Source organism: Rhizobium sp. UBA1881 (genome assembly GCF_002338015.1).
GTDB lineage: Bacteria > Pseudomonadota > Alphaproteobacteria > Rhizobiales > Rhizobiaceae > Rhizobium.
Map to the genome: position 1 here is coordinate 1 of NZ_DDHH01000015.1, position 24,764 is coordinate 24,764.

21 protein-coding genes are annotated in these 24,764 nt (G+C 62.8%); 19 read left to right on the plus strand and 2 right to left on the minus strand.

The genetic code is table 11. The features are described 5' to 3' along the window. Positions 1-155: 155 nt before the first annotated feature. Positions 156-2,438, minus strand: a complete 2,283-nt coding sequence (locus B3605_RS01480) for an NADP-dependent malic enzyme (RefSeq protein ID WP_112943835.1) — start codon at positions 2,436-2,438, stop codon at positions 156-158. A gap of 304 nt (positions 2,439-2,742) precedes the next feature. Here B3605_RS01480 and mutS point away from each other — a divergent pair, with 304 nt between their 5' ends. From mutS to murJ, 4 genes are all read left to right on the plus strand, one after another. Next, positions 2,743-5,463, plus strand: a complete 2,721-nt coding sequence (gene mutS / locus B3605_RS01485; protein ID WP_210297413.1) for a DNA mismatch repair protein MutS — start codon at positions 2,743-2,745, stop codon at positions 5,461-5,463. Between the two features lie 4 nt (positions 5,464-5,467). Then, positions 5,468-5,743 (plus strand): hypothetical protein, encoded by a 276-nt coding sequence (locus tag B3605_RS01490; protein WP_112943833.1) that lies wholly within the window; start codon positions 5,468-5,470, stop codon positions 5,741-5,743. A 110-nt stretch (positions 5,744-5,853) separates the two neighbouring features. Continuing rightward, a complete protein-coding gene (locus tag B3605_RS01495) occupies positions 5,854-8,730 on the plus strand; it encodes a [protein-PII] uridylyltransferase (protein ID WP_112943832.1) in 2,877 nt (958 codons plus the stop codon). Positions 8,731-8,936: 206 nt separating this feature from the next. Beyond that, positions 8,937-10,520 (plus strand): murein biosynthesis integral membrane protein MurJ, encoded by a 1,584-nt coding sequence (murJ, locus tag B3605_RS01500; RefSeq protein WP_112943831.1) that lies wholly within the window; start codon positions 8,937-8,939, stop codon positions 10,518-10,520. Between the two features lie 19 nt (positions 10,521-10,539). Here murJ and B3605_RS01505 read toward each other — a convergent pair whose 3' ends face one another. Continuing rightward, positions 10,540-10,968, minus strand: a complete 429-nt coding sequence (locus B3605_RS01505; protein ID WP_112943830.1) for a YcbK family protein — start codon at positions 10,966-10,968, stop codon at positions 10,540-10,542. A gap of 1,014 nt (positions 10,969-11,982) precedes the next feature. On the opposite strand from B3605_RS01505, the gene trpS reads away from it, so the two are divergent. The 15 genes from trpS to B3605_RS01585 form a co-directional block, all read left to right on the plus strand. After that, a complete protein-coding gene (trpS, locus tag B3605_RS01515; protein ID WP_018898196.1) occupies positions 11,983-13,047 on the plus strand; it encodes a tryptophan--tRNA ligase in 1,065 nt (354 codons plus the stop codon). Positions 13,048-13,164: 117 nt separating this feature from the next. Further along, positions 13,165-13,596: a cupin domain-containing protein gene (locus B3605_RS01520; RefSeq protein WP_112943829.1), complete on the plus strand. Its 432-nt coding sequence runs from the start codon at positions 13,165-13,167 to the stop codon at positions 13,594-13,596. Between the two features lie 88 nt (positions 13,597-13,684). After that, the gene (locus B3605_RS01525; protein WP_112943828.1) at positions 13,685-14,176 is read left to right on the plus strand and encodes a universal stress protein; all 492 of its coding nucleotides are present in this window, start codon (positions 13,685-13,687) and stop codon (positions 14,174-14,176) included. 110 nt (positions 14,177-14,286) lie between these two features. Beyond that, positions 14,287-14,853 (plus strand): NifU family protein, encoded by a 567-nt coding sequence (locus tag B3605_RS01530; RefSeq protein ID WP_018898193.1) that lies wholly within the window; start codon positions 14,287-14,289, stop codon positions 14,851-14,853. Between the two features lie 97 nt (positions 14,854-14,950). Then, positions 14,951-15,610, plus strand: a complete 660-nt coding sequence (tsaB, locus tag B3605_RS01535) for a tRNA (adenosine(37)-N6)-threonylcarbamoyltransferase complex dimerization subunit type 1 TsaB (protein ID WP_112943827.1) — start codon at positions 14,951-14,953, stop codon at positions 15,608-15,610. Further along, complete coding sequence (locus B3605_RS01540; RefSeq protein WP_183796285.1) at positions 15,607-16,107, plus strand: GNAT family N-acetyltransferase; 501 nt, start codon at positions 15,607-15,609, stop codon at positions 16,105-16,107. The genes tsaB and B3605_RS01540 overlap by 4 nt, the downstream gene beginning before the upstream one ends. A gap of 36 nt (positions 16,108-16,143) precedes the next feature. Beyond that, a complete protein-coding gene (locus B3605_RS01545) occupies positions 16,144-16,572 on the plus strand; it encodes a Fur family transcriptional regulator (protein ID WP_018898190.1) in 429 nt (142 codons plus the stop codon). A gap of 30 nt (positions 16,573-16,602) precedes the next feature. After that, entirely contained in the window at positions 16,603-17,400 is a 798-nt protein-coding gene (locus B3605_RS01550) for a lysophospholipid acyltransferase family protein (protein ID WP_047507519.1), read from the plus strand. Positions 17,401-17,447: 47 nt separating this feature from the next. After that, positions 17,448-18,857: a tRNA (N6-isopentenyl adenosine(37)-C2)-methylthiotransferase MiaB gene (miaB, locus tag B3605_RS01555; RefSeq protein ID WP_047507049.1), complete on the plus strand. Its 1,410-nt coding sequence runs from the start codon at positions 17,448-17,450 to the stop codon at positions 18,855-18,857. Positions 18,858-18,875: 18 nt separating this feature from the next. Continuing rightward, the gene (locus B3605_RS01560) at positions 18,876-19,928 is read left to right on the plus strand and encodes a PhoH family protein (protein WP_111561572.1); all 1,053 of its coding nucleotides are present in this window, start codon (positions 18,876-18,878) and stop codon (positions 19,926-19,928) included. Then, entirely contained in the window at positions 19,928-20,443 is a 516-nt protein-coding gene (gene ybeY, locus B3605_RS01565; RefSeq protein ID WP_018898185.1) for an rRNA maturation RNase YbeY, read from the plus strand. The genes B3605_RS01560 and ybeY overlap by 1 nt, the downstream gene beginning before the upstream one ends. Then, complete coding sequence (locus tag B3605_RS01570) at positions 20,440-21,591, plus strand: hemolysin family protein (protein ID WP_112943825.1); 1,152 nt, start codon at positions 20,440-20,442, stop codon at positions 21,589-21,591. Before ybeY ends, B3605_RS01570 begins: the two co-directional genes overlap by 4 nt. 77 nt (positions 21,592-21,668) lie before the next feature. Continuing rightward, positions 21,669-23,273: an apolipoprotein N-acyltransferase gene (gene lnt / locus B3605_RS01575; RefSeq protein ID WP_112943824.1), complete on the plus strand. Its 1,605-nt coding sequence runs from the start codon at positions 21,669-21,671 to the stop codon at positions 23,271-23,273. A 151-nt stretch (positions 23,274-23,424) separates the two neighbouring features. Continuing rightward, on the plus strand, positions 23,425-23,844 hold the full coding sequence (locus B3605_RS01580; RefSeq protein WP_018898182.1) for a helix-turn-helix domain-containing protein: 420 nt from the start codon (positions 23,425-23,427) through the stop codon (positions 23,842-23,844). A gap of 180 nt (positions 23,845-24,024) precedes the next feature. Continuing rightward, positions 24,025-24,764: S-adenosylmethionine synthetase N-terminal domain-containing protein (locus B3605_RS01585; protein WP_296431843.1), on the plus strand; the 740-nt coding region annotated here is incomplete at its 3' end.

Consider the following 24,764-nt stretch of genomic DNA (forward strand, 5'->3'; position numbering starts at 1 on the left):
AGATTTTGCAACGGCTCCCGCTGGGGAGAAGGGAGAGATTGGGGCGAGCGGCCTGCCACACATCCCTTCTCCCCAGCGGGGAGAAGATGGCGGCAGCCAGATGAGGGGGCCACACGGCACACCCTCACCCATAACCATCTCACACCATAATCACCTCACGACCCCGTATAAGCCGCAATCGCGGCCATGTTGACGATGTCGCTGTCCTTCGCCCCCATCGAGGTGATCTGCACCGCCTTGTCGACGCCGACGAGGATGGGGCCGATGACGGTGGAGCCGCCGAGTTCCTGCAGCATCTTGGTGGAGATCGAGGCCGAGTGGAACGCCGGCATGACCAGCACGTTGGCGGGGCCGGACAGGCGGCAGAAGGGGTATTGCTCCATCGCCTTGCGGTTCAGCGCCACATCCGCCGCCATTTCGCCGTCATACTCGAAATCCACATGGCGGCGGTCGAGGATGGCGACGGCTTCGCGGACGCGCTCGGAGCGCTCGCCGGAAGGGTGGCCGAAGGTCGAGTAGGCGAGCATGGCGACGCGGGGATTGTAGCCCATGCGGCGCGCGAACCCGGCGGCCTCCACCGCGATATCGGCCAGTTCCTCGGCCGACGGCATGTCGTGCACCGCGGTGTCCGCCACGAAGACGGTGCGCCCACGGCAGAGCGCGATCGACACGCCGATCACCCGGTGGCCCGGCTTCTCGTCGATGCAACGGCGGACATCCTCGAGCGCCGTCGAGTAGTTGCGGGTGATGCCCGTCACCATACCGTCGGCGTCGCCGAGCGCCACCATGCAGGCCGCGAAGTGGTTGCGGTCGTTGTGGATCAGGCGCTGGGCATCGCGGTGGAGATAGCCTTTGCGCTGCAGGCGGGCGTAGAGATAGTCGATATAGGCTTCCACCCGGTTGGAGATGCGGGCGTTGACGATCTCGAGGCCGGGGCGGTTGAGATCGATGCCGGCACGCTCTGCCGTCGCATGGATCAGATCCTCGCGGCCGAGCAGGATGGCGGTGCCGAGCTGCTGGTTGGCGTAGGAGAGCGCGGCGCGCATGACCTGCTCCTCCTCGGCCTCGGCAAAGACGACGCGCTTGGGATGGCGGCGGACACGCTCATAGAGGCTGGCGAGCGTGGAGGCGATCGGATCGCGACGCGCCGACAGTTCGCGGGCATAGGCGGCCATGTCGGGTATCGGCTTGCGGGCGACGCCGCTTTCCATGGCGGCCTGAGCGACCGCCACGGGGATTGCCGAAATCAGGCGCGGATCGAAGGGCACCGGAATGATGTATTGCGGCCCGAAGCGTGGGCGATTGCCCTGATAGGCGGCGGCGACATCGTCGGGAACGTCCTCTCGGGCGAGGCTCGCCAGCGCCCGGACGGCCGCGATCTTCATGTCGTCGTTGATCGTCGTGGCGCGGACATCGAGCGCGCCACGGAAGATATAGGGGAAGCCCAGCACGTTGTTGACCTGGTTCGGATAGTCCGAACGGCCGGTCGCCATGATGGCGTCATCACGGATGCCGGCCACTTCCTCGGGCGTGATCTCGGGATCGGGATTGGCCATGGCGAAGATGATCGGGCGGCCTGCCATCGACAGGATCATCTCCTCGGAGAAGGCGCCCTTCTGCGACAGGCCGAAGACGACGTCGGCGCCCTTCATCGCTTCTTCCAGCGTGCGCGCCTTGGTCTTGACCGCATGCGCCGACTTCCACTGGTTCATGCCCTCGGTGCGGCCCTGGTAGATGACGCCCTTGGTATCGCAGAGCACGATATTCTCGGGCGCGAAGCCCATGGCCTTGATGAGCTCGACGCAGGCGATCGCTGCCGCACCCGCGCCGTTGCAGACGAGCTTTGTCGTCTTCAGGTCGCGGCCAGTCAGCTCCAGCGCGTTGATGAGGCCGGCGGCGGCGATGATCGCCGTGCCGTGCTGGTCGTCGTGAAAGACCGGGATATCCATCAGCTCGCGAAGACGCTGCTCGATGATGAAACAGTCCGGCGCCTTGATGTCTTCGAGATTGATGCCGCCGAAGGAGGGGCCGAGAAAGCGGACGCAGTTGATGAACTCGTCGACATTCTCCGTATCGACCTCGAGGTCGATGCTGTCGACATCGGCGAAACGCTTGAAGAGGACCGACTTGCCTTCCATGACGGGCTTCGACGCCAGCGCACCGAGATTGCCGAGGCCGAGGATGGCGGTGCCGTTGGAAATGACCGCCACCATGTTGCCGCGCGACGTATAATCATAGGCGGTGGCGGGATCGGCGGCGATGGCCTTGACCGGAACGGCGACGCCCGGCGAATAGGCAAGCGAGAGATCCCGCTGCGTGGCCATCGGCTTGGTCGGGTTGACTTCGAGCTTGCCGGGTTTTCCCTGCGAATGGAAGTCGAGCGCTTCCTTGTCGGTAATGCCGTTGGCGGGGCGCTGCTTGCTGTTCATGTCGGGCATATCTCCTCCAAATCTCCTGACAACCGGCCTTCGATTGCGCTAGTCGACCCTCTATAGACACGCTGTTTGGGGCTGACACGACGCCTTGCGAAAAAGCCGTACGGCTACAATCGATTAAAATATCCGGTGGAACTGACAGGCGCCCTTCCAAGGGGTTCCTGACCTTGCGGCTCGTTGAATACCTCCCTTAATCCTCCTGTGGGCTAACGGCTCCCATTTCCCGATAGCTGTTGTCTTCTATAGCCGCGCTTCGATAGGGTGGCACCCTGTTTTTTAGGGAAAAGCCCACTCCGTGAACGATCGAATGACCTTGAGACACGAAGCCTTTTCGGCTGCCGAGCTTGCAACGGAAGAGAGCCGCGCCTCGGCCACGCCGATGATGGAGCAGTTCATCGAGATCAAGGCGAACAATCCGGATTCGCTTTTGTTCTACCGCATGGGCGATTTCTATGAGCTGTTCTTCGAAGACGCGCTCGACGCCTCGCGGGCGCTCGGGATCACGCTGACGAAGCGCGGCCAGCACATGGGCCAGGATATCCCGATGTGCGGCGTGCCGGTTCATGCCGCCGACGACTATCTGCAGAAGCTCATTGGACTTGGTTTCCGCGTGGCTGTTTGCGAGCAGGTCGAGGACCCGGCGGAAGCCAAGAAGCGCGGCAGCAAGTCGGTCGTGAAGCGCGACGTCGTGCGCCTGGTGACGCCGGGAACGATCACCGAGGAAAAGCTGCTTTCGCCTTCGGAATCGAATTATCTGATGGCGCTGACCCGCATTCGCGGCGCCTCCGAGCCGCTGATGGCGCTTGCCTGGATCGATATCTCCACCGGCGTTTTCCGCCTGGCGGAGACCGAGGCATCGCGGCTGCTTGCCGATATATTGAGGATCGATCCGCGCGAGCTGATCGTGCCGGATACGATGTTCCATGATCCGGAGCTGAAGCCGGTGTTCGACGTGCTCGGGCGCACCGCCGTGCCGCAGCCATCGGTGCTGTTCGACAGCGCCACGGCCGAGGGCCGGATCGCGCGCTATTTCGGCGTCTCGACGCTCGATGGCTTCGGCACCTTCTCGCGCTCGGAACTCGCGGCGGCGGCAGCGGCCGTTGCCTATGTCGAGAAGACGCAGATCGCCGAACGGCCGCCGCTCGGCAAGCCGGAGCGCGAAAGCGCTGCCTCGACGCTGTTCATCGACCCGGCGACACGCGCCAATCTCGAACTTGCGCGCACGCTTTCCGGCGATCGCAATGGATCGCTCCTGAAAGCCATCGACCGCACCGTCACCGGCGGCGGCGCGCGGTTGCTGGCCGAGCGCCTGATGTCGCCTTTGACGGACCCGCTGCGGATCAACGAGCGGCTGGATTCGATCGGCTTCCTGATCGAGGAGCCCTCGCTTTCGGGTGACCTGCGCGATCTCCTGAAGCATGTGCCCGATATGCCGCGCGCCCTGTCGCGCCTGGCGCTCGAGCGCGGCGGCCCACGCGATCTGGCGGCGATCCGGCAGGGGCTGAACGCGGCCACCGACGTGGCGCGGTTGCTCGAAACCGCGATGCTGCCCGAGGAATTGGCGGATGCGCTGGCGGGCCTGATCGCCCTGCCGCAACAGGTGGCGGCACTGCTCAGCGAAACGCTCGGTGACGAGCTGCCGCTTCTGAAACGCGACGGCGGATTCCTTCGCGACGGGGCCAATGCAGAGTTGGACGAGGTGCGGGCGCTGCGCGACCAGTCGCGCCGGGTGATCGCCGGGCTGCAGCTGCAATATGCCGACGAGACCGGCATCAAGTCACTGAAGATCAAGCACAACAACGTGCTCGGCTATTTCATCGAGGTGACGGCGGGCAATGCCGGGCCGATGACCGATACGCCGGAAGCCAAGGCGCGTTTCATCCATCGCCAGACGATGGCGAACGCCATGCGCTTCACCACCACCGAGCTTGCCGATCTCGAAAGCCGCATCGCCAATGCCGCCGACCAGGCGCTGTCGATCGAGCTTGCCGCCTTCGACCAGATGAGCGCGGCCGTCGTGGCGGAGGCCGAAACCATCAAGGCCGGTGCGCGGGCGCTTGCCATAATCGACGTTGCCGCGGGGCTCGCGCTGCTTGCCGACGAGCAGGCCTATTGCCGGCCGCTGGTCGATGGCTCGACCATGTTCGCCATCGAGGGCGGGCGGCATCCCGTTGTCGAGCAGGCGTTGCGCCGCCAGTCCACCGGCCCCTTCGTTGCCAATAATTGCGACCTCTCGCCCGAGGGAGACGGCAAGGATGGGGCGATCTGGCTTTTGACCGGCCCGAACATGGGCGGTAAGTCGACCTTCCTGCGCCAGAACGCGCTGATCGCCATTCTCGCGCAGATGGGCTGCTTCGTGCCGGCGACCTCGGCGCATATCGGCATCGTCGACCGTCTGTTCTCGCGTGTCGGCGCTTCCGACGATCTGGCGCGCGGACGCTCGACCTTCATGGTCGAAATGGTGGAGACCGCCGCCATCCTCAACCAGGCGACCAGTCGCTCGCTCGTCATCCTCGACGAGATCGGGCGCGGCACCGCCACCTTCGACGGCCTGTCGATCGCCTGGGCATCGGTCGAGCATCTGCATGAGGCCAACCGCTGCCGCGGGCTGTTCGCCACGCACTTCCACGAATTGACCGTGCTCTCGGAGAAGCTGGCGCGGCTTTCCAACGCGACGATGCGCGTGAAGGAATGGGACGGCGACGTGATCTTCCTGCACGAAGTCGGCCCTGGTGCCGCCGACCGCTCCTACGGTATCCAGGTGGCGCGGCTTGCCGGCCTGCCGGCCTCGGTAGTTGCCCGCGCCCGCGATGTGCTGACGCGGCTCGAAGACGCCGACCGCAAGAACCCGGCGAGCCAGCTGATCGACGATCTGCCGCTGTTTCAGGTGGCTGTGCGGCGCGAGGATGTGGCGCGCGGACCTTCGAAGGTCGATGAAGCCTTGAAAAACATGAGCCTCGACGACATGACGCCGCGCGAGGCGCTGGACGCGCTCTACGACCTCAAGAAGAAGCTGAAGCAGGGGTAAGCGCATGTTCATGGACCGCCTGCTTCGCGAAACGCAGCTGCTCGCCAATATCTTCACGGCGATCGAGGCGCTTCGCCTTGCCGACGAACACGGCAATCCGCGCGGCTGGGCCTCGCCCTTCGGGCTGCTGCAGATCATCGCCTGCTGCTCGCGCATATCGGATCTGACGGCCTCCATCGCCAAAGCGGGTTACCGCGAATGCGACAAGGAGATGCTTGAAGAGATCGCCAGCGAAAACCGCAAGGTGCTTTATTCCGTCAACGAGCAGATCGCCGCCTAAGCCGGGCCGCCTCGTATGCCGTCTCGGCGCACGATCACCTTTTCGCCAAAATTAAAGGTTCTTGCAGTATGAAAGCCCGTGTCAAATTGCGGGCAAAGAGGCTATAGCGCATGCAGACGAAACGAGAGGCGCAGCAGATGGCCGCGCCGCGCGAACAGGAAGCCGCCCAGCGCATGGCGCCGACGAACGATATCGATTTCTCCGACATTCTCGACACCGACTATCTGCGCAAGCAGTGCGACGCCGTGGTGGAGGCCAACAAGAACCGGCCGGACGCGATGCGCTCCGATCTGCTCGGCATCTTCAAGAAGGCCAGCACGGATGGGCGCAACAAGGCGCGCGAACTGCTGTCTGCCGACGGCAGCGGCCTGAAATGCGCACGGCGGATTTCCTGGCTGCAGGACCAGATCATCACGGTTCTCTACGAATTTTCCACCGACCACGTCTTTCCCAAGCAGAAGGACAAGTTCTCGGTGACCGCCGTCGGCGGCTATGGCCGCGATACGCTGGCGCCGGGCTCGGATATCGACCTGCTCTTCCTGTTTCAGCCGAAGCCGGCGGAAGAGACGCACAAGGCGGTCGAATTCATCCTCTACATGCTGTGGGACATGGGCTTCAAGGTGGGCCACGCCACGCGCACCGTCGAAGAGTGCATCGCGCTGTCGAAGTCCGACATGACGATCCGCACGGCGATCCTCGAAATGCGCTACATCTGCGGCCTTCGTTCGCTCGAAACCGAGCTGGAGGCCCGCTTCGACAAGGAGATCGTCACCGGCACCGGCCCGGAATTCATCGCCGCCAAGCTTGCCGAACGCGACGAGCGCCACCGCAAGGCAGGCGACACGCGCTATCTCGTCGAGCCGAACGTGAAAGAGGGCAAGGGCGGCTTGCGCGACCTGCACACGCTGTTCTGGATCTCCAAGTATTACTACCACGTGCGCGACACCGCCGAACTGGTGGCGCTCGGCGTTCTCTCCAAGCACGAATATCGTCTGTTCGAGAAGGCCGACGACTTCCTCTGGGCCGTGCGCTGCCACATGCATTTCCTCACCAACAAGGCCGAGGAACGGCTCTCCTTCGACATCCAGCGCGAGATCGCAACGGCGCTCGACTATCACTCGCGCCCCGGCCTTTCGGCCGTCGAGCGCTTCATGAAGCACTACTTCCTTGTGGCCAAGGACGTCGGCGACCTGACGCGCATCCTTTGCGCCGCACTTGAGGACCAGCAGGCGAAATCGACGCCGGGGCTGTCGGGCGTGTTCAGCCGCTTCACCCACCGCACCCGCAAGATCGCCGGCAGCACCGACTTCATGGAGGATCGCGGCCGCATCGCGCTCGCCAGCCCCGATGTGTTCAAGCGCGATCCCGTCAACATCATCCGCCTCTTCCATGTGGCCGATATCAACGGGCTCGAGTTCCATCCGGATGCGCTGAAGCGCGTGACGCGCTCGCTCAGCCTGATCGACAACAGCGTGCGCGAGAGCGAGGAAGCCAACCGGCTGTTCCTCTCGATCCTGACGTCGAAGCGCGACCCGGCGCTGATCCTGCGGCGCATGAACGAGGCCGGCGTGCTCGGCCGCTTCATTCCCGAGTTCGGCAAGATCGTCGCGATGATGCAGTTCAACATGTATCACCACTACACTGTCGACGAGCATCTGCTGCGCAGCGTCGACGTGCTCTCGGAGATCGACAAGGGCAAGGCCGAAGAGCTGCACCCGCTCGCCAACAAGATGATGCCCGGGATCGAGGATCGCGAGGCGCTCTATGTGGCGGTGCTGCTGCACGACGTCGCCAAGGGCCGCCAGGAAGACCACTCGATCGCCGGCGCCCGCGTCGCCCGCAAGCTCTGCGCCCGTTTCGGCCTGTCGCACAAGCAGACGGACACCGTGGTCTGGCTGATCGAGGAGCATCTGACCATGTCGATGGTGGCGCAGACGCGCGACCTGACCGACCGCAAGACGATCACCGACTTCGCCGACCGCATGCAATCGCTCGAGCGGCTGAAGATGCTGATGATCCTGACGGTCTGCGATATCCGCGCCGTCGGCCCGGGCGTCTGGAACGGCTGGAAGGGCCAGCTCTTGCGCACGCTCTATTACGAGACAGAGCTCCTGCTTGCCGGCGGCTTCTCCGAGGTGTCGCGCAAGGAGCGCGCTGCCGTGGCCGCCGAGGCGCTGTTCAACGCGCTTGCCGACTGGAGCCAGAAGGATCGCAAGATCTACAGCAAGCTGCACTACCAGCCCTACCTGCTTTCGGTACCGCTGGAAGACCAGGTGCGCCATGCCGGCTTCATCCGCCAGGCCGACAAGGCAGGCCAGGCGCTGGCGACGATGGTACGCACCGACAGCTTCCATGCCATCACCGAAATCACCGTGCTCTCGCCCGACCACCCGCGCCTGCTCGCCGTCATCGCCGGCGCCTGTGCCGCGGCCGGCGCCAACATCGTCGACGCGCAAATCTTCACGACCTCAGACGGCCGGGCGCTCGACACGATCCATGTCAGCCGCGAGTTCAAGGACGATGCCGACGAGCTTCGCCGCGCCGGCACGATCGGCAGGATGATCGAGGACGTGCTTTCCGGCCGCAAGCGGCTGCCCGAGGTGATCGCGACCCGGACCAAGAACCGCAAGAAGAGCAAGGCCTTCTTCATTCCGCCTTCGGTCCATATCTCCAACAGCCTGTCGAACAAGTTCACCGTCATCGAGGTCGAGTGCCTCGACCGTCCGGGCCTTTTGTCCGAGGTGACCGCCGTGCTGTCGGATCTTTCGCTCGACATCCAGTCGGCGCGGATCACCACCTTCGGCGAAAAGGTGATCGACACCTTCTACGTCACCGATCTCGTCGGCCAGAAGATATCGGGCGACAGCAAGCGCTCCAACATCACCGCCCGGATGAAGGCCGTGATCGCGGAAGAGCAGGATGAGCTGCGCGAGCGCATGCCGTCGGGCATGATCGCGCCGGCCGACACGGCCGAGAGGACGCGATAGGTGGTCGCCAAGTCCTCTCTCCCTCATTCCTGTGCTCGTCACAGGAATCCAGCTGCCGCGCGTCCGCGCGGCGAAGGACTCTTTTTCAGCCCAAGGACTTGGGCTGGCTGGATTCCTGTGACAAGCACAGGAATGAGGGAGTTCTGTGGGATCGGCGCATTCAAGCAATTGCACTCTCACCCTTCCCATGAAGGAATTTTAGCCGCATGAGCCTCGTCAAGAAATTCGCCACCGTCGGCGGCGCCACGCTGGGCAGCCGGTTGTTCGGCTTCGCCCGCGAAACGCTGATGGCGGCGGCACTCGGCACCGGGCCGATGGCCGACGTGTTTTACGCGGCCTTCCGCTTTCCAAACCTGTTTCGCCGGTTGTTTGCCGAAGGCGCGTTCAACGCCGCCTTCGTGCCGCTCTTCGCCAAGGAGATCGAGGCGAACGGCACCGATGGCGCCAAGCGCTTCTCCGAGGAAGTGTTCGGCGTTCTGTTCTCGGTGCTGCTGCTCATCACCATCGTGATGGAGCTCTCGATGCCGCTCCTGGTGCGCTTCATCATCGCGCCGGGCTTTACCGACGATCCGGAGAAGTTCTCGATCACCGTGCGCATGGCGGCGGTGATGTTTCCCTATCTGATGTGCATGTCGCTGACGGCGATGATGAGCGGGATGCTGAACTCGCTGCATCACTTCTTCGCCGCCGCCGTGGCGCCGGTCTTCCTCAACGTCGTGATGATCGGGGCGCTGTTCTACGCGCTCTACACCGGCGCCGAACCGCTGCAGACCGCCTGGTATCTCTCCTGGGGCGTCTTGGTCGCGGGTGTCCTGCAGCTCGCCGTCGTCTATTTCGGCGTGCTGCATGCGGGCATGAGCATCGGGATCCGCTTCCCTAGGATCACGCCCAACGTCAAGCGACTGCTGATCCTTGCCGTCCCCGCCGCCGTGACCGGCGGCATCACCCAGATCAACCAGATGATCGGCCAGGCGATCGCCTCTAGCAAGGAGGGCGCGATCGCGGCCCTGCAATATGCCGACCGCATCTACCAGCTGCCGCTCGGCGTGGTCGGCGTTGCCGTCGGCGTCGTGCTTCTTCCCGAGCTTGCGCGCGCGCTGAAAGGCGGGAACCTGCGCGAAGCCGGCAACCTGCAGAACCGCTCGATCGAATTCGTGATGTTTCTCACGATCCCCGCCGCCTTCGCGCTTTGGATCCTCTCCGACGAGATCATTCGCGTGCTTTACGAGCGCGGCGCCTTCCACCAGGAAAACACCATGATCGTCGGCTCGATCCTGGCGATCTACGGCATCGGCCTCCCTGCCTTCGTGCTGATCAAGGCGCTGCAGCCGGGCTTTTACGCCCGCGAGGACACCAAGACGCCGATGCGCTTTTCGGCGGTCGCCGTCGGCGTCAATTGCGCCACGGCACTGACGCTGTTTCCCTATCTCGGCGCGCCCGGGATCGCGGTCGCGGAAGCCACGGCCGGATGGATCAGCACGGTTCTTCTCTTCTCCACACTGCTGCGGCGCGGCCACCTGACATGGGAATGGGCGCTCGCGCGGCGCACGGCGCTGCTCGTCGTTTCCGCCGCCGTCATGGGCGCCGTCATCATGTATCTCCAGCATCGCTGGGAGCCGTGGCTTGCCTCGAGCGCTTCGCTTGCCACCAAAGTCGGCACGCTCGGCATGCTGATCGGCATCTCGATGGTCGTCTATTTCGCCACCGCGTTTTTGATCGGCGGCGCGAACCTCGGCATGATCCGCCGCAACCTCAACCGCAAGCCGGCGGTTACCAAGACCGACGGCTGATCCCCCGGTTGGCGCAGTTCTAACAGTGCGTCCAGCGACGCTTCGGGCCGACATCGACATGGATGATGCCGTTGCAATAACGGCCGATGCCGCCGATCCCCGGCGCCTGCGCGGCAATGGCGATGATGGTCTTTTCGGACACGCCGGGCACCCGGATATCGGCGGCGGCACAATTGCGGTGCTGCGAATGCGAGCGGCCGGAATGCGCCCTCAGCCCCGAGGTGACCAGCGGGCGACGGCCCGTCTTGTCGGCGATATAGGTGAGGATGCCCCTCAGCCTCGGCGGAAAGCAGCCGGCGCGAACACTGACGGTCTGCAGACTATAGGCAAGCGTTTCATTTTTCTTCAGCGGCCCGATCGAGAGTTTTCGAACATTCTGGGCTGTGGCGCCATTGAGGCTGGAGAGGCTGAACAAGCCGGCGAGTGCGATTGAGAATGCAGGATGCATCATGTCGTCCCCCAGTTGGGAGCGCCGCAAAAGGCGGCGCTCGCGTTTGCGGGCGGAAAAACTCTCCTCAAAAATGGCCAATTTAAGGAAACTCCTACCCAGGATATCAGGTAGACGCCTTATTTTACGTCTAATTACTACATTCAAGATACCTAAAATGAAGTATGAATTGCCCTTTTCGCGAGAGCGCTTGAGCATGTTCACAAAAAATCGTCCGTCGGTTTTCCCCGCCTCGAAAACCCCGCCCTACACTATCGGCGTCCCGTCATCGGATACACCGGCAGGCGTGCCGGCGAGGCGGGATCGGCGCGGAGCGTGAGGGTGAGACGCAAAACCTCATGACCCGGGTCCGCGGAAAATGATCTCCCTCCGGTGACGGCGGGTCTTGTCACAAGACGGGCCTGAGTTGAGCCCGGACGTGCCTGTGAGGCACACATGGTCTCGCCGCGAAGTTGGGCGAGAAGGCAGAGAGATCGGAGTCGCGGATAAAAACCGCCGAACGGGGCGCTGGGAAGCGCCATATTCTACTTACTCAATCGAGGTGATTTCCAGCGCCCCGTCCGACTGAAGGTTGCATGGTGGAGACACGGGTGAGAGGCCGCGTGGGGTTTTGGTGTGTGGATGCGGTGTGGTGATCGAGAGGTTTCACCGTGGAATACCCCCCTCTGCCCTGCCGGGCATCTCCCCCACAAGGGGGGAGATCGACTCGTGGCGTGCTCCCCATCCAAACAATGAGAGTGGAGCGAGCGGCCGCGCCCAGCCAATCTCCCCACCTGTGGGGGAGATGCCCGGCAGGGCAGAGGGGGGTATCACACGGCACAACAATTACGTTCACAGCTGCCGCCCGACAACGCCGCCCAGGATTTCCGGATCCCAACCGCAACACCTCCAACCCCATCCGCCGCACCACCACCACAACCCCTTGATCACAAGCCATCCGACGTGCATAAGCCGCGACGTTAGCAACATGGGCCGTTGGCCCTGGGGCCCTCCACAAGCCTAATCGAGGACATGATGAACGAATTCAAGAAACTGGTCTTTTCGGGGGTTCAGCCGACCGGCAATCTCCATCTCGGCAACTATCTCGGCGCGATCCGCAAGTTCGTGGCGCTGCAGGACGGCAACGACTGCATCTATTGCGTGGTCGACATGCACGCGCTGACGGCACAGCTGGTGCATGAGGACATGCCGAACCAGATCCGCTCGATCGCCGCCGCCTTCATTGCCTCCGGCATCGACCCGGTGAAGCACATCGTCTTCAACCAGTCGGCCGTGCCGCAGCATGCGGAACTCGCCTGGATCTTCAACTGCGTGGCGCGCATCGGCTGGATGAACCGCATGACGCAGTTCAAGGACAAGGCCGGCAAGGACCGTGAGCAGGCCTCGCTCGGTCTCTACGCCTATCCGAGCCTGATGGCCGCCGACATTCTCGTCTATCGCGGAACGCATGTTCCCGTCGGCGACGACCAGAAGCAGCATCTGGAACTTGCCCGCGACATCGCGATGAAGTTCAACCTCGATTACGCCGAGCATATCCGCAAGGCTGGATACGGGGTGGATATCACCGTCGGCAAGGAGCCGGTGCATGCCTACTTCCCGATGGTCGAGCCGATGATCGACGGCCCGGCGCCACGCGTCATGTCGCTGCGCGACGGCACCAAGAAGATGTCGAAGTCGGACCCATCCGATCTGTCGCGCATCAACCTGATGGACGACGAGGACGCGATCTCGAAGAAGATCCGCAAGGCCAAGACCGATCCGGATGGCTTGCCGAGCGAACTCGACGGCCTGCAGGGCCGCCCGGAAGCCGACAACCTCGTCGGCATCTACGCGGCACTTGCCGACAAGTCGAAGGCCGAGGTGCTCGCGGAATTCGGTGGACAGCAGTTCTCCGTGTTCAAGCCGGCGCTGATCGACCTCTCGGTCAAGGTGCTCTCGCCGATCACCGCCGAGATGCGCCGCCTGATGGCCGACACCAGCCATATCGACGCGATCCTGCGCGATGGCGGCGAGCGGGCACGCGCGCGGGCCGAAGTGACAATGAAGGAAGTCCGCGACATCGTCGGCTTCCTCTACTAGCAAACTGAGCCGGGCGGCTTCGGCCGCCCGGGCTTCTCCAGTCGGACTTGTCGAAGCCCCGCACTTGTCCAAGACTGGACTGCGGCGTACTCTCCTCAGAGCCATGAGGAGGCCAAGATGCGCGACCGGAACCTCATTCAGATTGGCATGATGGAGGTTCGGCTGCTGGTCGATGAGGACCAGAGCGCGGGCAGCATGGTCATGTTCGAATTCGTGGTCCCCTACCAGTCCCGCGTGCCGGCGGCGCATTATCACGACGATGTCGACGAAGTGATCTTCGGTCTCTCCGGAACGATGACGACAACAGTCGATGGCGAGCGCTGCGAGGTGCGGGCCGGCGACACGGTGTTCATTCCGCGCGGCGTGGTCCACACGCATGAGAACCTCCACCAGGAAACGGCGCGTGCGCTGATCACCATGACGCCGGGGCTGATCGGCAGGCGGTTCTTCGAGGAGATCGCATCGGCGATCAATGTCATCGGCAAGCCCGATATCGAGCATGTGAAGGAAATCATGCTGCTTTACGGGCTCGTTGCAGCACCACGATAGCCTCGGCCGAACACCTGTCGGTGAGCGGACAGTTTGCGGCAAAACGGGGACTTGCAAATCTCCCGGATCAAGTGTCAGAGTCGCGCTCATGGTATCAAAACGACTCTCACGCCTCGAAGGTCACCGCCGCAAGTTCATGGCCGTGATCGATGACACGCCCGAATGCCAACGCGCCGTCCATTATGCCGGCCGGCGCGCCAAGAATTCCAATGGCGGATTGGTGCTCGTCTACGTAATCCCCGACGGCGATTTCCAGCAGTGGCTGGGGGTCGAGGAGATCATGCGGGCCGAAGCACGCGAGGAAGCGGAAGCGGTCGTCGCCAAGTCCGCCCAGCTGGTGCGCGAGAATATCGGCATCGAGCCGGAGATCGTCATTCGCGAGGGCAGTGCGGCCGAGCAGATCAATGCCGTGATCGAGGACGACCGCGACATCGCTATCCTGGTGCTCGCCGCAAGCTCCGCCAAGGAGGGTCCGGGGCCACTGGTGTCGTCGGTTGCCGGCCGTGGCGCGGCCTTTCCCATCCCCGTCACCGTCTTGCCTGATACACTGAGCGATGAGGAACTGGACGCGTTGGCATAAAGCGCTTTCTTGAGTATCAGTCTCTTGAATAGCGAGGCCAAACGGCTTATTTCTACTTTTGAAGAATTCTAAATACGTCGCGGGCGCGCGCCTGCCGCACGGAGAGCACCATGTTTATCCAGACCGAAGCCACGCCGAACCCATCCACGCAGAAGTTCCTGCCGGGCAAGATCGTCATGGAGAGCGGCACCGCCGAGTTCCGCAATCGCGAGGAAGCGGCTGCCTCGCCGCTCGCCGCGCGCCTGTTCGAGATCAACGGCGTCACCGGCGTCTATTTCGGCTATGATTTCATCAGCGTCTCCAAGGAAGACCAGGAGTGGCAGCATCTGAAGCCCGCCATTCTCGGCTCGATCATGGAGCATTTCATGTCCGGCAAGCCGGTCATGGGCGCTTCCTCCGTGCTTGGTGAAGCAGCCGACGCCGATGGCGAATTCTTCGACGAGGGTGACGAGACGATCGTTCTGACCATCAAGGAACTGCTGGAGACGCGCGTTCGTCCGGCCGTTGCCCAGGATGGCGGCGACATCACCTTCCGCGGCTTCAAGGACGGCACCGTCTATCTGAACATGAAGGGCTCGTGCGCGGGCTGCCCGTCCTCGACGGCAACGCTGAAGCACGGCGTCCAGAACCTTTTGCGCCATTTCGTGCCGGAAGTTCAGGAAGTCGAAGCCGTCTGACCAACTGAACCAGCATTCGCGATGACGCGGCGTTTGCAAACGCGGCGTTTTGCGATGTATGGACAAGTCAGGAACGGTTTATTCGGAAATAGATGCCATGATCATACTGGCGCTCGACACCGCAGGTGTGGATTGCGCTGCTTCTGTCTATGACAGCAGCAGGAATACGGTGCTGGGGGAGGCATCGGACATGATCGGCAAGGGGCATGCAGAGCATCTGATAGGGATCGTGGATCGCGCGCTGGATCAGGCGGGCGTTCAGCTTTCCGATGTCGAGCGCGTAGCCGTCACCATCGGTCCGGGCTCATTCACCGGTATCCGCGTCGGCGTCGCCGCCGCCCGCGGCTTTGCCCTTTCGCTCGGCGTTCCCGCCGTCGGCATCACGACGCTTGCTGTCATGGCCGAAGCCGAGCGTGAACGCTCGCCGGGCCGACAGGTGCTGGCCGCCATGGATGCCAAGCGCAACGAGATCTATCTGCAGGCCTTTGACGCCGATGGCACGCCGCTCGATGAAGCCAGGGCCGTGGCCGTCGAGGACGCGCAGGCCTTCGCGGCATCCTTCGACGGCGTCGTCACCGGCTCGGCAACGCCCTTGCTGCGGCCGGACGCTACGGGCGAACACGCCAACCATTTCCCCATCTCCATCGTGGCGCGCCTTGCCGCTGCCGCCGACCCCTCTTCCGGAAAGCCGAAGCCACTTTATCTGCGCGGACCCGACGCCAAACCGCAGGCCGGGTTTGCGATTGCGCGAGTATGACCATGCTGGAATCCTATCTGTCGCTGAAGCCGGAATTCGAAATCATCCCGATGGATGCCGATGATTGCCATGCGGTATCGACGCTGCACGGCGAGCGCTTCGCCCGCCCCTGGGGCGATGGCGAGTTCTACAGCCTGCTCAGCCAGAACAACGTCTTCGGCTTCGTGGCGCGGCAGACCAACGCCTTCCTGAAAAAGCCGCTGCCCGGCTTCGTCCTGGCGCGCGAGGTTGCCGGCGAGGCAGAGATCCTGACGATCGCCGTGCAGGCGAAGGTCGGCCGGTCGGGGCTTGGATGGCGGCTGATGCAGGCGGCGATGCGCGAGGCCAAGCAGCGCGGCGGCGAAAGCATCTTCCTCGAGGTCGACAAGGGCAACGTCGCGGCATTGGGCCTTTACCGCAAGCTCGGTTTCGACCAGGTCGGAGAACGCCGTGGATACTACAAGGACGCCAATGGCGACGTGTCCACGGCGCTTGTCATGAAGCGCATTCTTCGCTAGTTCCGTCTTGAGACGTTGACTATCGAAAGGCTCCTGATGACGGATGTGGCAAAGACCCTCGAGGAACTCTGCACCGAGCGCGGCATGCGCATGACGGAGCAGCGCCGGGTCATTGCGCGCATTCTCGAGGAATCAGAAGACCATCCTGACGTCGAGGAGCTCTATCGCCGCTCGGTGAAGGTCGACGCCAAGATCTCGATTTCCACCGTCTACCGCACCGTCAAGCTGTTCGAGGACGCCGGCATTATCGCCCGCCACGACTTCCGCGACGGCCGTTCGCGCTACGAGACAGTGCCGGAAGAGCATCACGATCACTTGATCGACCTGAAGACCGGCGTCGTCATCGAGTTCCGCTCGCCGGAGATCGAGGCGCTGCAGGAGCGGATCGCCCGCGAGCACGGTTTCACGCTGGTGGATCACCGGCTCGAGCTCTACGGCATACCGCTCAAGAAGGACGATCACTGATATCATGCGTGCAGCCGCGGAGTGTTCGATTTGATCGCCTGGCTGCGCGTCGCCCTCGCCGGCATCGTCATTCTCATCGCCAGCATCCTGCTCATGCCCTGGCAGCTCCTTGCCCTGCGCTACGACTGGAAGATGCGCCGCTGGCTGCCGCGCGTCTGGCACCGCATCATCTGCTTCTGTCTCGGCATCCGGGTTCGCGTTCACGGGCAGATGGAAACGCATCGGCCGCTGATGCTGTGCGCCAACCACTCCTCGTGGATGGACATCATGGTGCTCTCCTCGATCGCCGACGTCGCCTTCATCGCCAAGAACGAGGTGCGCGACTGGCCGATCTTCGGCACGCTCGCCAAGCTGCAGAAGAGCGTGTTCGTGGTGCGCGAGGAAAAGCGCAATACCGGCAACCAGGTGAGCGAGATCGCCGCGCGCATGGCAGACGGCGAGATCGTGGTGCTGTTTCCCGAAGGCACGACGTCTGATGGCAACCGGCTGCTGGAGGTGAAATCCTCGCTATTCGGCGCCGCCGCCATGGCCGTCCCCGCTTCGCCCACGGGCACCGTCATCGTGCAGCCAGTGGCCGTCGCCTACACCGGCGTGCACGGCCTACCCATGGGCCGCTACCACCGCCCGCTTGCCTCCTGGCCCGGCGATGTCGAGATGCTGCCGCACCTCAAAGACATGCTCCGCTGCGGCGCCTTCGACGTCGATGTCCACTTCGGCGAAGCGGTCTCCTACAGCGCCGAGACCAACCGCAAGCAGGTCAGCGCCACGATCGCCAGCCGTATCCGCGCCATGCTCGGTGCGGCGCTTAGAGGCCGGGACGCAAACTGAGGCAAGATTCCCTTTTCTCGCGCGTCAAAAACCACTAAATAGCCGGCATGACCCAGGACAGCGCCCTCCTCCCGGCCCCGGAGACCACACTCCGCGATGGCAGCAACAGCCGCAAGGTTTTCATCAAGACCTACGGCTGTCAGATGAACGTCTATGACTCCACGCGCATGAGCGATGCTCTGGCGCGCGACGGCTATGAGCCGACGGAGGACATGGAGCAGGCCGATCTCGTGCTGCTGAACACCTGTCATATCCGCGAGAAGGCGGCCGAGAAGGTTTACTCGGCGCTGGGGCGACTGCGCGACATGAAGAAGGAGCGCAACAAGGAAGGCCGCGAGTTCATGATCGGCGTGGCCGGTTGCGTGGCGCAGGCCGAAGGCGAGGAGATTCTCCGCCGGGCGCCCGCCGTCGATGTCGTCATCGGGCCGCAGACCTATCACCGCCTGCCGGAAGCGCTGCGCCGCGCCAAGGAAGGGCAGCGCATCGTCGATACGGAATATGCGCTGGAAGACAAGTTCGAGCATCTGCCGATCGCCGAAAAGACCAAGATCCGGGCGCGCGGCGTCACCGCGTTCCTGACGGTGCAGGAAGGCTGCGACAAGTTCTGCACCTTCTGCGTGGTGCCCTATACGCGCGGCTCGGAAGTGTCACGCCCGGTCTCGCAGATCGTCGAGGAAGCGCAGAAGATGGTCGAGGGCGGCGTGCGCGAGATCACGCTGCTCGGCCAGAACGTCAATGCCTGGCACGGTCTGGGTCCCAACGGCCAGGAATGGACGCTGGGCGACCTGCTTTATCGGCTCGCCGAGATCCCCGGCCTTGCCCGGCTTCGCTACACGACAAGCCATCCCCGCGACATGGACGACCGGCTGATCGAGGCGCATCGCGATCTCAGAGCGCTGATGCCCTATCTGCATCTTCCGGTGCAGGCGGGCTCCGACCGGATCCTGAAGGCCATGAACCGTCGCCACACGGCCGCCGAGTATCTGACGCTGGTCGAGCGCATCCGCGCCGCGCGTCCGGATATCGCGCTCTCGGGCGACTTCATCGTCGGTTTTCCGGGGGAGACAGACGCCGATTTTGAGGATACACTAAAACTCGTTGAGAAGGTCCGCTATGCGCAGGCCTTCTCGTTCAAATACTCGACGCGGCCGGGTACGCCCGGCGCTGATCTGAAGGACCAAGTGCCGGAAGAGATCAAGGCAGAAAGGCTCGAACGCCTGCAGGCGCTTCTCCTGAAGCAGCAGCAGGAATTTGCCGAATCCTGCGTCGGGAAGACCATCGAACTGTTGCTCGAAAAGCCCGGTCGCATGTCTCAACAACTTATCGGCCGTTCCCCCTGGCTTCAGTCGGTGAATGTTGATGCAAAAGCATCGCAAATCGGTGACATTATTAAAGTGCGAATCACAGGTACCGGACCCAACAGCCTGTTTTCCGAGATGGTAGAGGCTGGTGCCTAACTCAAGGAGCTCGACCGCTTGAACGGACAAGAATTGGTTTCTTCTTCACCGCGCCACCCACGCATCGCGAGCGACGCCAATCACTTTATTCTGACGTTCGAAAACAATCGGTTCGCCAGCGAACTGTTTGGTCAATTCGACCAGAACCTCAAGCTTCTCGAGGAACGCCTGAACATCGACGCCCGAGCGCGAGGCAACTCCGTCGTGATCTCGGGTGACATCGTCACCACCAATCAGGCCCGCCGCACGCTGGACTATCTCTACGACAAGCTCCAGAAGGGCGGCAGCGTGGAACGCTCCGACGTCGAGGGCGCGATCCGCATGGCTGTTGCAGCCGACGATCAGCTGAGCCTGCCGACGATGGAGAAGAAGGCCAAGCTGACGATGGCGCAGGTATCCACGCGCAAAAAGACCATCATTGCCCGCACGCCGACGCAGGACGCCTATCTGCGTGCGCTTGAGCGCTCCGAACTCGTCTTCGGCTGTGGTCCTGCCGGTACCGGCAAGACCTATCTCGCTGTTGCCCACGCCGCCCAGCTTCTGGAGCGCGGTGTCGTCGAGAAAATCATTCTCTCGCGTCCGGCCGTCGAAGCCGGCGAGCGCCTGGGCTTCCTGCCCGGCGACATGAAGGAGAAGGTCGATCCCTATCTGCGCCCGCTTTACGACGCGCTCTATGACATGATGCCGGCCGACAAGGTCGATCGTGCCATCACCGCCGGCGTCATCGAAATCGCGCCGCTCGCCTTCATGCGCGGTCGCACGCTGTCCAACGCTGCCGTCATCCTCGACGAAGCGCAGAACACGACGTCTATGCAGATGAAGATGTTCCTGACCCGTCTCGGCGAAAACTCACGCATGATCGTGACCGGCGACCCGAGCCAGATCGACCTTCCGCGTGGCGTCAAGTCGGGCCTGGTCGAGGCGCTGCAGCTCTTAAACGGTGTCGAGGGCATCTCGATCATCCGCTTCAAGGACACGGACGTCGTGCGCCATCCGCTGGTCGGCCGCATCGTTCGCGCCTACGACGCGACTTATCTGACGGACACACCAGAGGCCGCGCAGCAGGACTGATGGCCGAACTCGACATACAGATCAGCATCGAGGAGGGCGAATGGCCCTCCGAAGACGCGCTTCACGCGCTGGCCGACCGCGTGCTGGAGACGGCCGCGACCTATCTGCGCGAGACCGAAAAGCAGCCGTTTCCGAAAATGGTCCCCGAGGTGTCGCTGGTCTTCACCGACGACGCCTCCATCCAGGACATCAATGCGGAATGGCGCGGCAAGGACAAGCCGACCAACGTGCTTTCATTCCCCGCCTTCCCGGTTCAGCCGGGCAAGGTTCCGGGGCCGATGCTTGGCGATATCATCATCGCCAGAGAGACCGTGGCCCGCGAGGCGGTCGAGCTCGAAAAGAGCTTCGACGACCATCTCACCCACCTAATGGTGCACGGCTTCTTGCATCTCTTCGGCTACGATCATAATAATGATACCGAAGCCGAGATAATGGAGGGGCTGGAGACTCGCATTTTGGCGAAACTCGGCCTATCTGACCCATACGAGGGTCAAGACCTTAAAATGGAACCATGAGCGACTTTACGACGAGACCGGCCACCGAGGCCAAGGACACCGCCGATCAATCATCCTCCGACGAGGGTGGCAGTAGTAGCAGGCAGTCCGGACGATCCCAATCCTTCTGGTCGCGGGCTGCCCGCATATTGAGGCCACAGCAGGGTTCGCGTATCCGCGAAGACCTTGCCGACGCGCTGATGACCGACGCGGCCGATGGCGATGCCTTTTCCGCCGACGAGAAGGCGATGCTCAACAACATCCTGCGCTTCCGGGAAGTGCGCGTTGCCGACGTGATGGTGCCGCGCGCTGATATCGAGGCGGTGGACCAGACGATCACCATCGGCGAGCTGATGATCCTGTTCGAGGAATCCGGCCGCTCTCGAATGCCCGTCTATGCCGAAACGCTGGATGATCCGCGCGGGATGGTACACATCCGCGATCTCCTCTCCTACGTCGCCAAGCAGGCGCGCAACAAGCGCCGCGGATCGACCAAGGCCGCCAAGGGCGCCGAGCCGATCGTCGAGGTCGCGCCTGAGAACCTGCAGAAGGCAACGCGTTCGGCCAAGCCGAATTTCGACCTTGCTCGCGTGGACCTGCAGAAGACGCTTTCCGAGGCGGGCATCATCCGCAAGATCCTGTTCGTTCCGCCCTCGATGCTGGCCTCCGACCTCTTGCGCCGCATGCAGGTGAACCGCACGCAGATGGCGCTCGTCATCGACGAATATGGCGGCACCGACGGGCTGGCCTCGCATGAGGACATCGTGGAAATGGTCGTCGGCGATATCGACGACGAGCATGACGACGAAGAAGTCATGTTCAAGCGGGTCTCCGAGGACATGTTCGTGGCCGACGCCCGCGTAGAGCTCGAGGATATCGCCGAAGCCATCGGCCCGGATTTCGACATCACCGAACAGGTCGACGAAGTCGATACGCTGGGCGGGCTGATCTTCTCCGAGCTCGGGCGAATTCCCGTGCGCGGCGAAGTCGTTCAGGCGCTGCCGGGCTTCGAGTTCCACATTCTCGATGCCGACCCGCGCCGCATCAAGCGTGTGCGGATTACCCGCAAGCGCCAGGCGATCCGCCGGCGTGCGAAGAGCGATGGTGATGGCGCAATCGGTCTCGACCACGGCGACGAGCGGCAGAGCGAGACGCCGACGGCAAACTGATCACTGCCAACCACGACAACGGGCGGCTTTTTTGAAACACTGCGACCTCAGTTGATTCGCGGATTGGTGGGGTGCGCATGGAGCGAATTGCCGACAGGGTCATCCTGGTCTGGGGCTACAAGAGAGTGCTGCTGGCGATCCTTGCAGGCGCATTCGGCGTTCTGGCCCTTCCGCCCATCGGCTTCTTCGCCGCGATGTTCGTGTCCTTCACGCTGCTGGTCTGGCTGATCGATGGCGCTGCAGCGGCACCCGACAGCGGCATCATCGGGCGGCTCTGGCCGTCCTTCGTCACCGGCTGGCTGTTCGGCTTCGGTTACTTTGTTGCCGGCCTCTGGTGGCTCGGGCATGCGCTGATGATCGATGCCGAGGAGTTCGCCTGGGCGCTGCCGCTGGCGATCTTCGGACTTCCTGCCGTGTTGGCGATCTTCTACGGCCTGGCGACCGCGCTTGCCCGCATCCTCTGGTCGGATGGCGTCGGGCGGATCGCGGCGCTGGCGGCGAGCTTCGGCCTGCTTGAGTGGGCGCGCAGCGTGCTCTTCACCGGCTTCCCGTGGAATGCCATCGGCTATGGCATGACGCCGGTGCCTGTGATGATGCAGTCGGCCCATATCATCGGGATCATGGGCATCACCGCGCTGTCAGTGTTCGTCTTCGCCGCCCCTGCCCTCATCGGTACCAAGCAGGGCGCCAAAACCGGTATTTCGCTGGCACTGCTGCTGCTTGCCGCGCATGTCGGATATGGCGCCTATGTGCTTTACGGCGCACCGAAGCCGGTTGTCGCCGCCACCGACAAGAGCCCGGTCATCCGCCTCGTGCAGCCGATGATCGACCAGAGCGCCAAGATGGACAGCGATGCCGACCGGGCGGCGATCTTCGAGAAGCACCTGAAGCTCTCGGCCGAGGCGCCCAAGGATGGCGGCCGCAAGCCCGACATCGTCGTCTGGCCGGAGACGGCGATCCCTTTCATCCTGACCGATAACCAGGATGCGCTGACAAGGATCGCCGATACGCTCGACGACAACCAGGTGCTGCTGGCCGGCGCCGTTCGCGCCGAGGACATGGGTCCCGGCAATCCGCCGCGCTACTATAACTCGATTTACGTGATCGACGGTCGCGGCCAGATCATCGCCGCCTCCGACAAGGTGCACCTCGTGCCGTTCGGCGAATACATGCCGTTCGAGAGCCTTCTCAGCGAGTTCGGGATCCAGAATATCGTCGAGATGCCCGGCGGCTTCTCGGCGGCCGCCACGCGCCAGCTGCTGACGCTGCCAAGCGGGCTGAAGCTCTATCCGCTGGTCTGCTACGAGATCATTTTCCCTGGCGAAATGAGCGGCGATATCGGCTCGGCATCGGCCATCTTGAACATCACCAACGATGCCTGGTTCGGCGCCACGCCCGGCCCCTACCAGCACTTCCAGCAGGCCCGCGTTCGGGCCGTGGAAACGGGTCTGCCGCTGATTCGCGACGGCAATAGCGGGATTTCCGCCCTTGTCAGCCCCCGTGGTGAAATTATTGCAGGTCTTTCGCTTAATGAGAGCGGCTTTATTGACGCAACCCTTGATAGTTTCGCCTCTCCGACCCATCTGCCGCTGTCACGCGAAACGTACTTCTGGTTGATCGAAACACTTCTGCTTGCAATTGCAATGGCTTCGCGTTTTGGTTTTGTTTTCAAGCGTAATTGACCGAAAACCCCTAAAATTGCATAGTGGTTAGGATCGGCATTCTTAACGTATGGTTCAAGGTGAATAGATCGCACTTTGCAACGTGGCGTTTTGGGGATGGGTTTGGGCGTGCCGGTTTAAACAAGGGCAGAATTATTGTTAGGGCAGCACCATGATTGAGAACAAGAAGAAGCCGAACCCGATCGACATCCATGTTGGCAGTCGCATCCGTCTTCGCCGAACGATGCTTGGAATGAGCCAGGAAAAGCTTGGGGAAAGCCTCGGCATTACATTCCAGCAGATCCAGAAATACGAAAAAGGCACCAACCGCGTCGGCGCGAGCCGGCTGCAAAACATCTCCAGCATTTTGAACGTTCCGGTCTCCTTCTTCTTCGAGGATGCGCCCGGCGAGAATGCCGGCATGGCGGGTGGCATGGCGGAAGCCTCCAGCTCCAACTACGTGGTCGACTTCCTGTCCTCCTCGGAAGGCCTGCAGCTGAACCGCGCCTTCGTGAAGATCACCGATCCCAAGGTGCGTCGCAAGGTGGTCGAGCTGGTCAAGGCGCTGGCCGCCGAAGCCGACTCCGAATAAGCATCCCTTATAAGTCACAGTCGAGAAAGCGGTCGTAAAGGCCGCTTTTTTGCGTTTTTTGGGCAAAATTTGTCACTTCGTCGCAGATATAAAGATATATTTATGTCCTTCTGCGCTTGTTTTTCGGCCCTGAACTGAGTACCACTACGCAGCTTTTTATTCTTTGAGGGGAATCCCGGAATGCGTGCCAATTACCTCTTCACCAGCGAATCCGTAGCCGAAGGTCACCCGGACAAGGTCTGCGACCGTATCTCCGACGAGATCGTGGATCTGGTGTACCGCGAAGCCGCCAAGACCGGCATCAACCCATGGGGCGTGCGCATCGCATGCGAAACGCTGGCAACCACCAACCGCGTGGTCATCGCCGGTGAAGTTCGCCTGCCGCCGAGCCTGATGAAGAAGGACAAGAACGGCGCCGACGTCATCAACCCGTCGAAGTTCAAGACCGCCGCACGCCGCGCCATCAAGGACATCGGCTACGAGCAGGACGGCTTCCACTGGAAGACGGCCAAGATCGACGTTCTCCTGCACTCGCAGTCGGCCGACATCGCGCAGGGCGTCGACAACGCCGCCGATCAGCAGGGCGACGAAGGTGCCGGCGACCAGGGCATCATGTTCGGCTACGCCTGCAAGGAAACGCCTGACCTCATGCCGGCGCCGATCTACTACTCGCACAAGATCCTGCAGCTGCTCGCCGCCGCCCGCAAGGCCGGCAACGGCGACGCCGCCAAGCTCGGCCCGGACGCCAAGAGCCAGGTCACCGTTCGCTACGTCAACGGCCACCCGGCCGAGGTCACCTCGATCGTTCTGTCCACGCAGCACCTCGACGACAGCTGGGATTCGAAGAAGGTTCGCGCCGTTGTCGAACCCTATATCCGCGAAGCCCTCGGCGAGCTGCCGATCGCCGACGATTGCAAGTG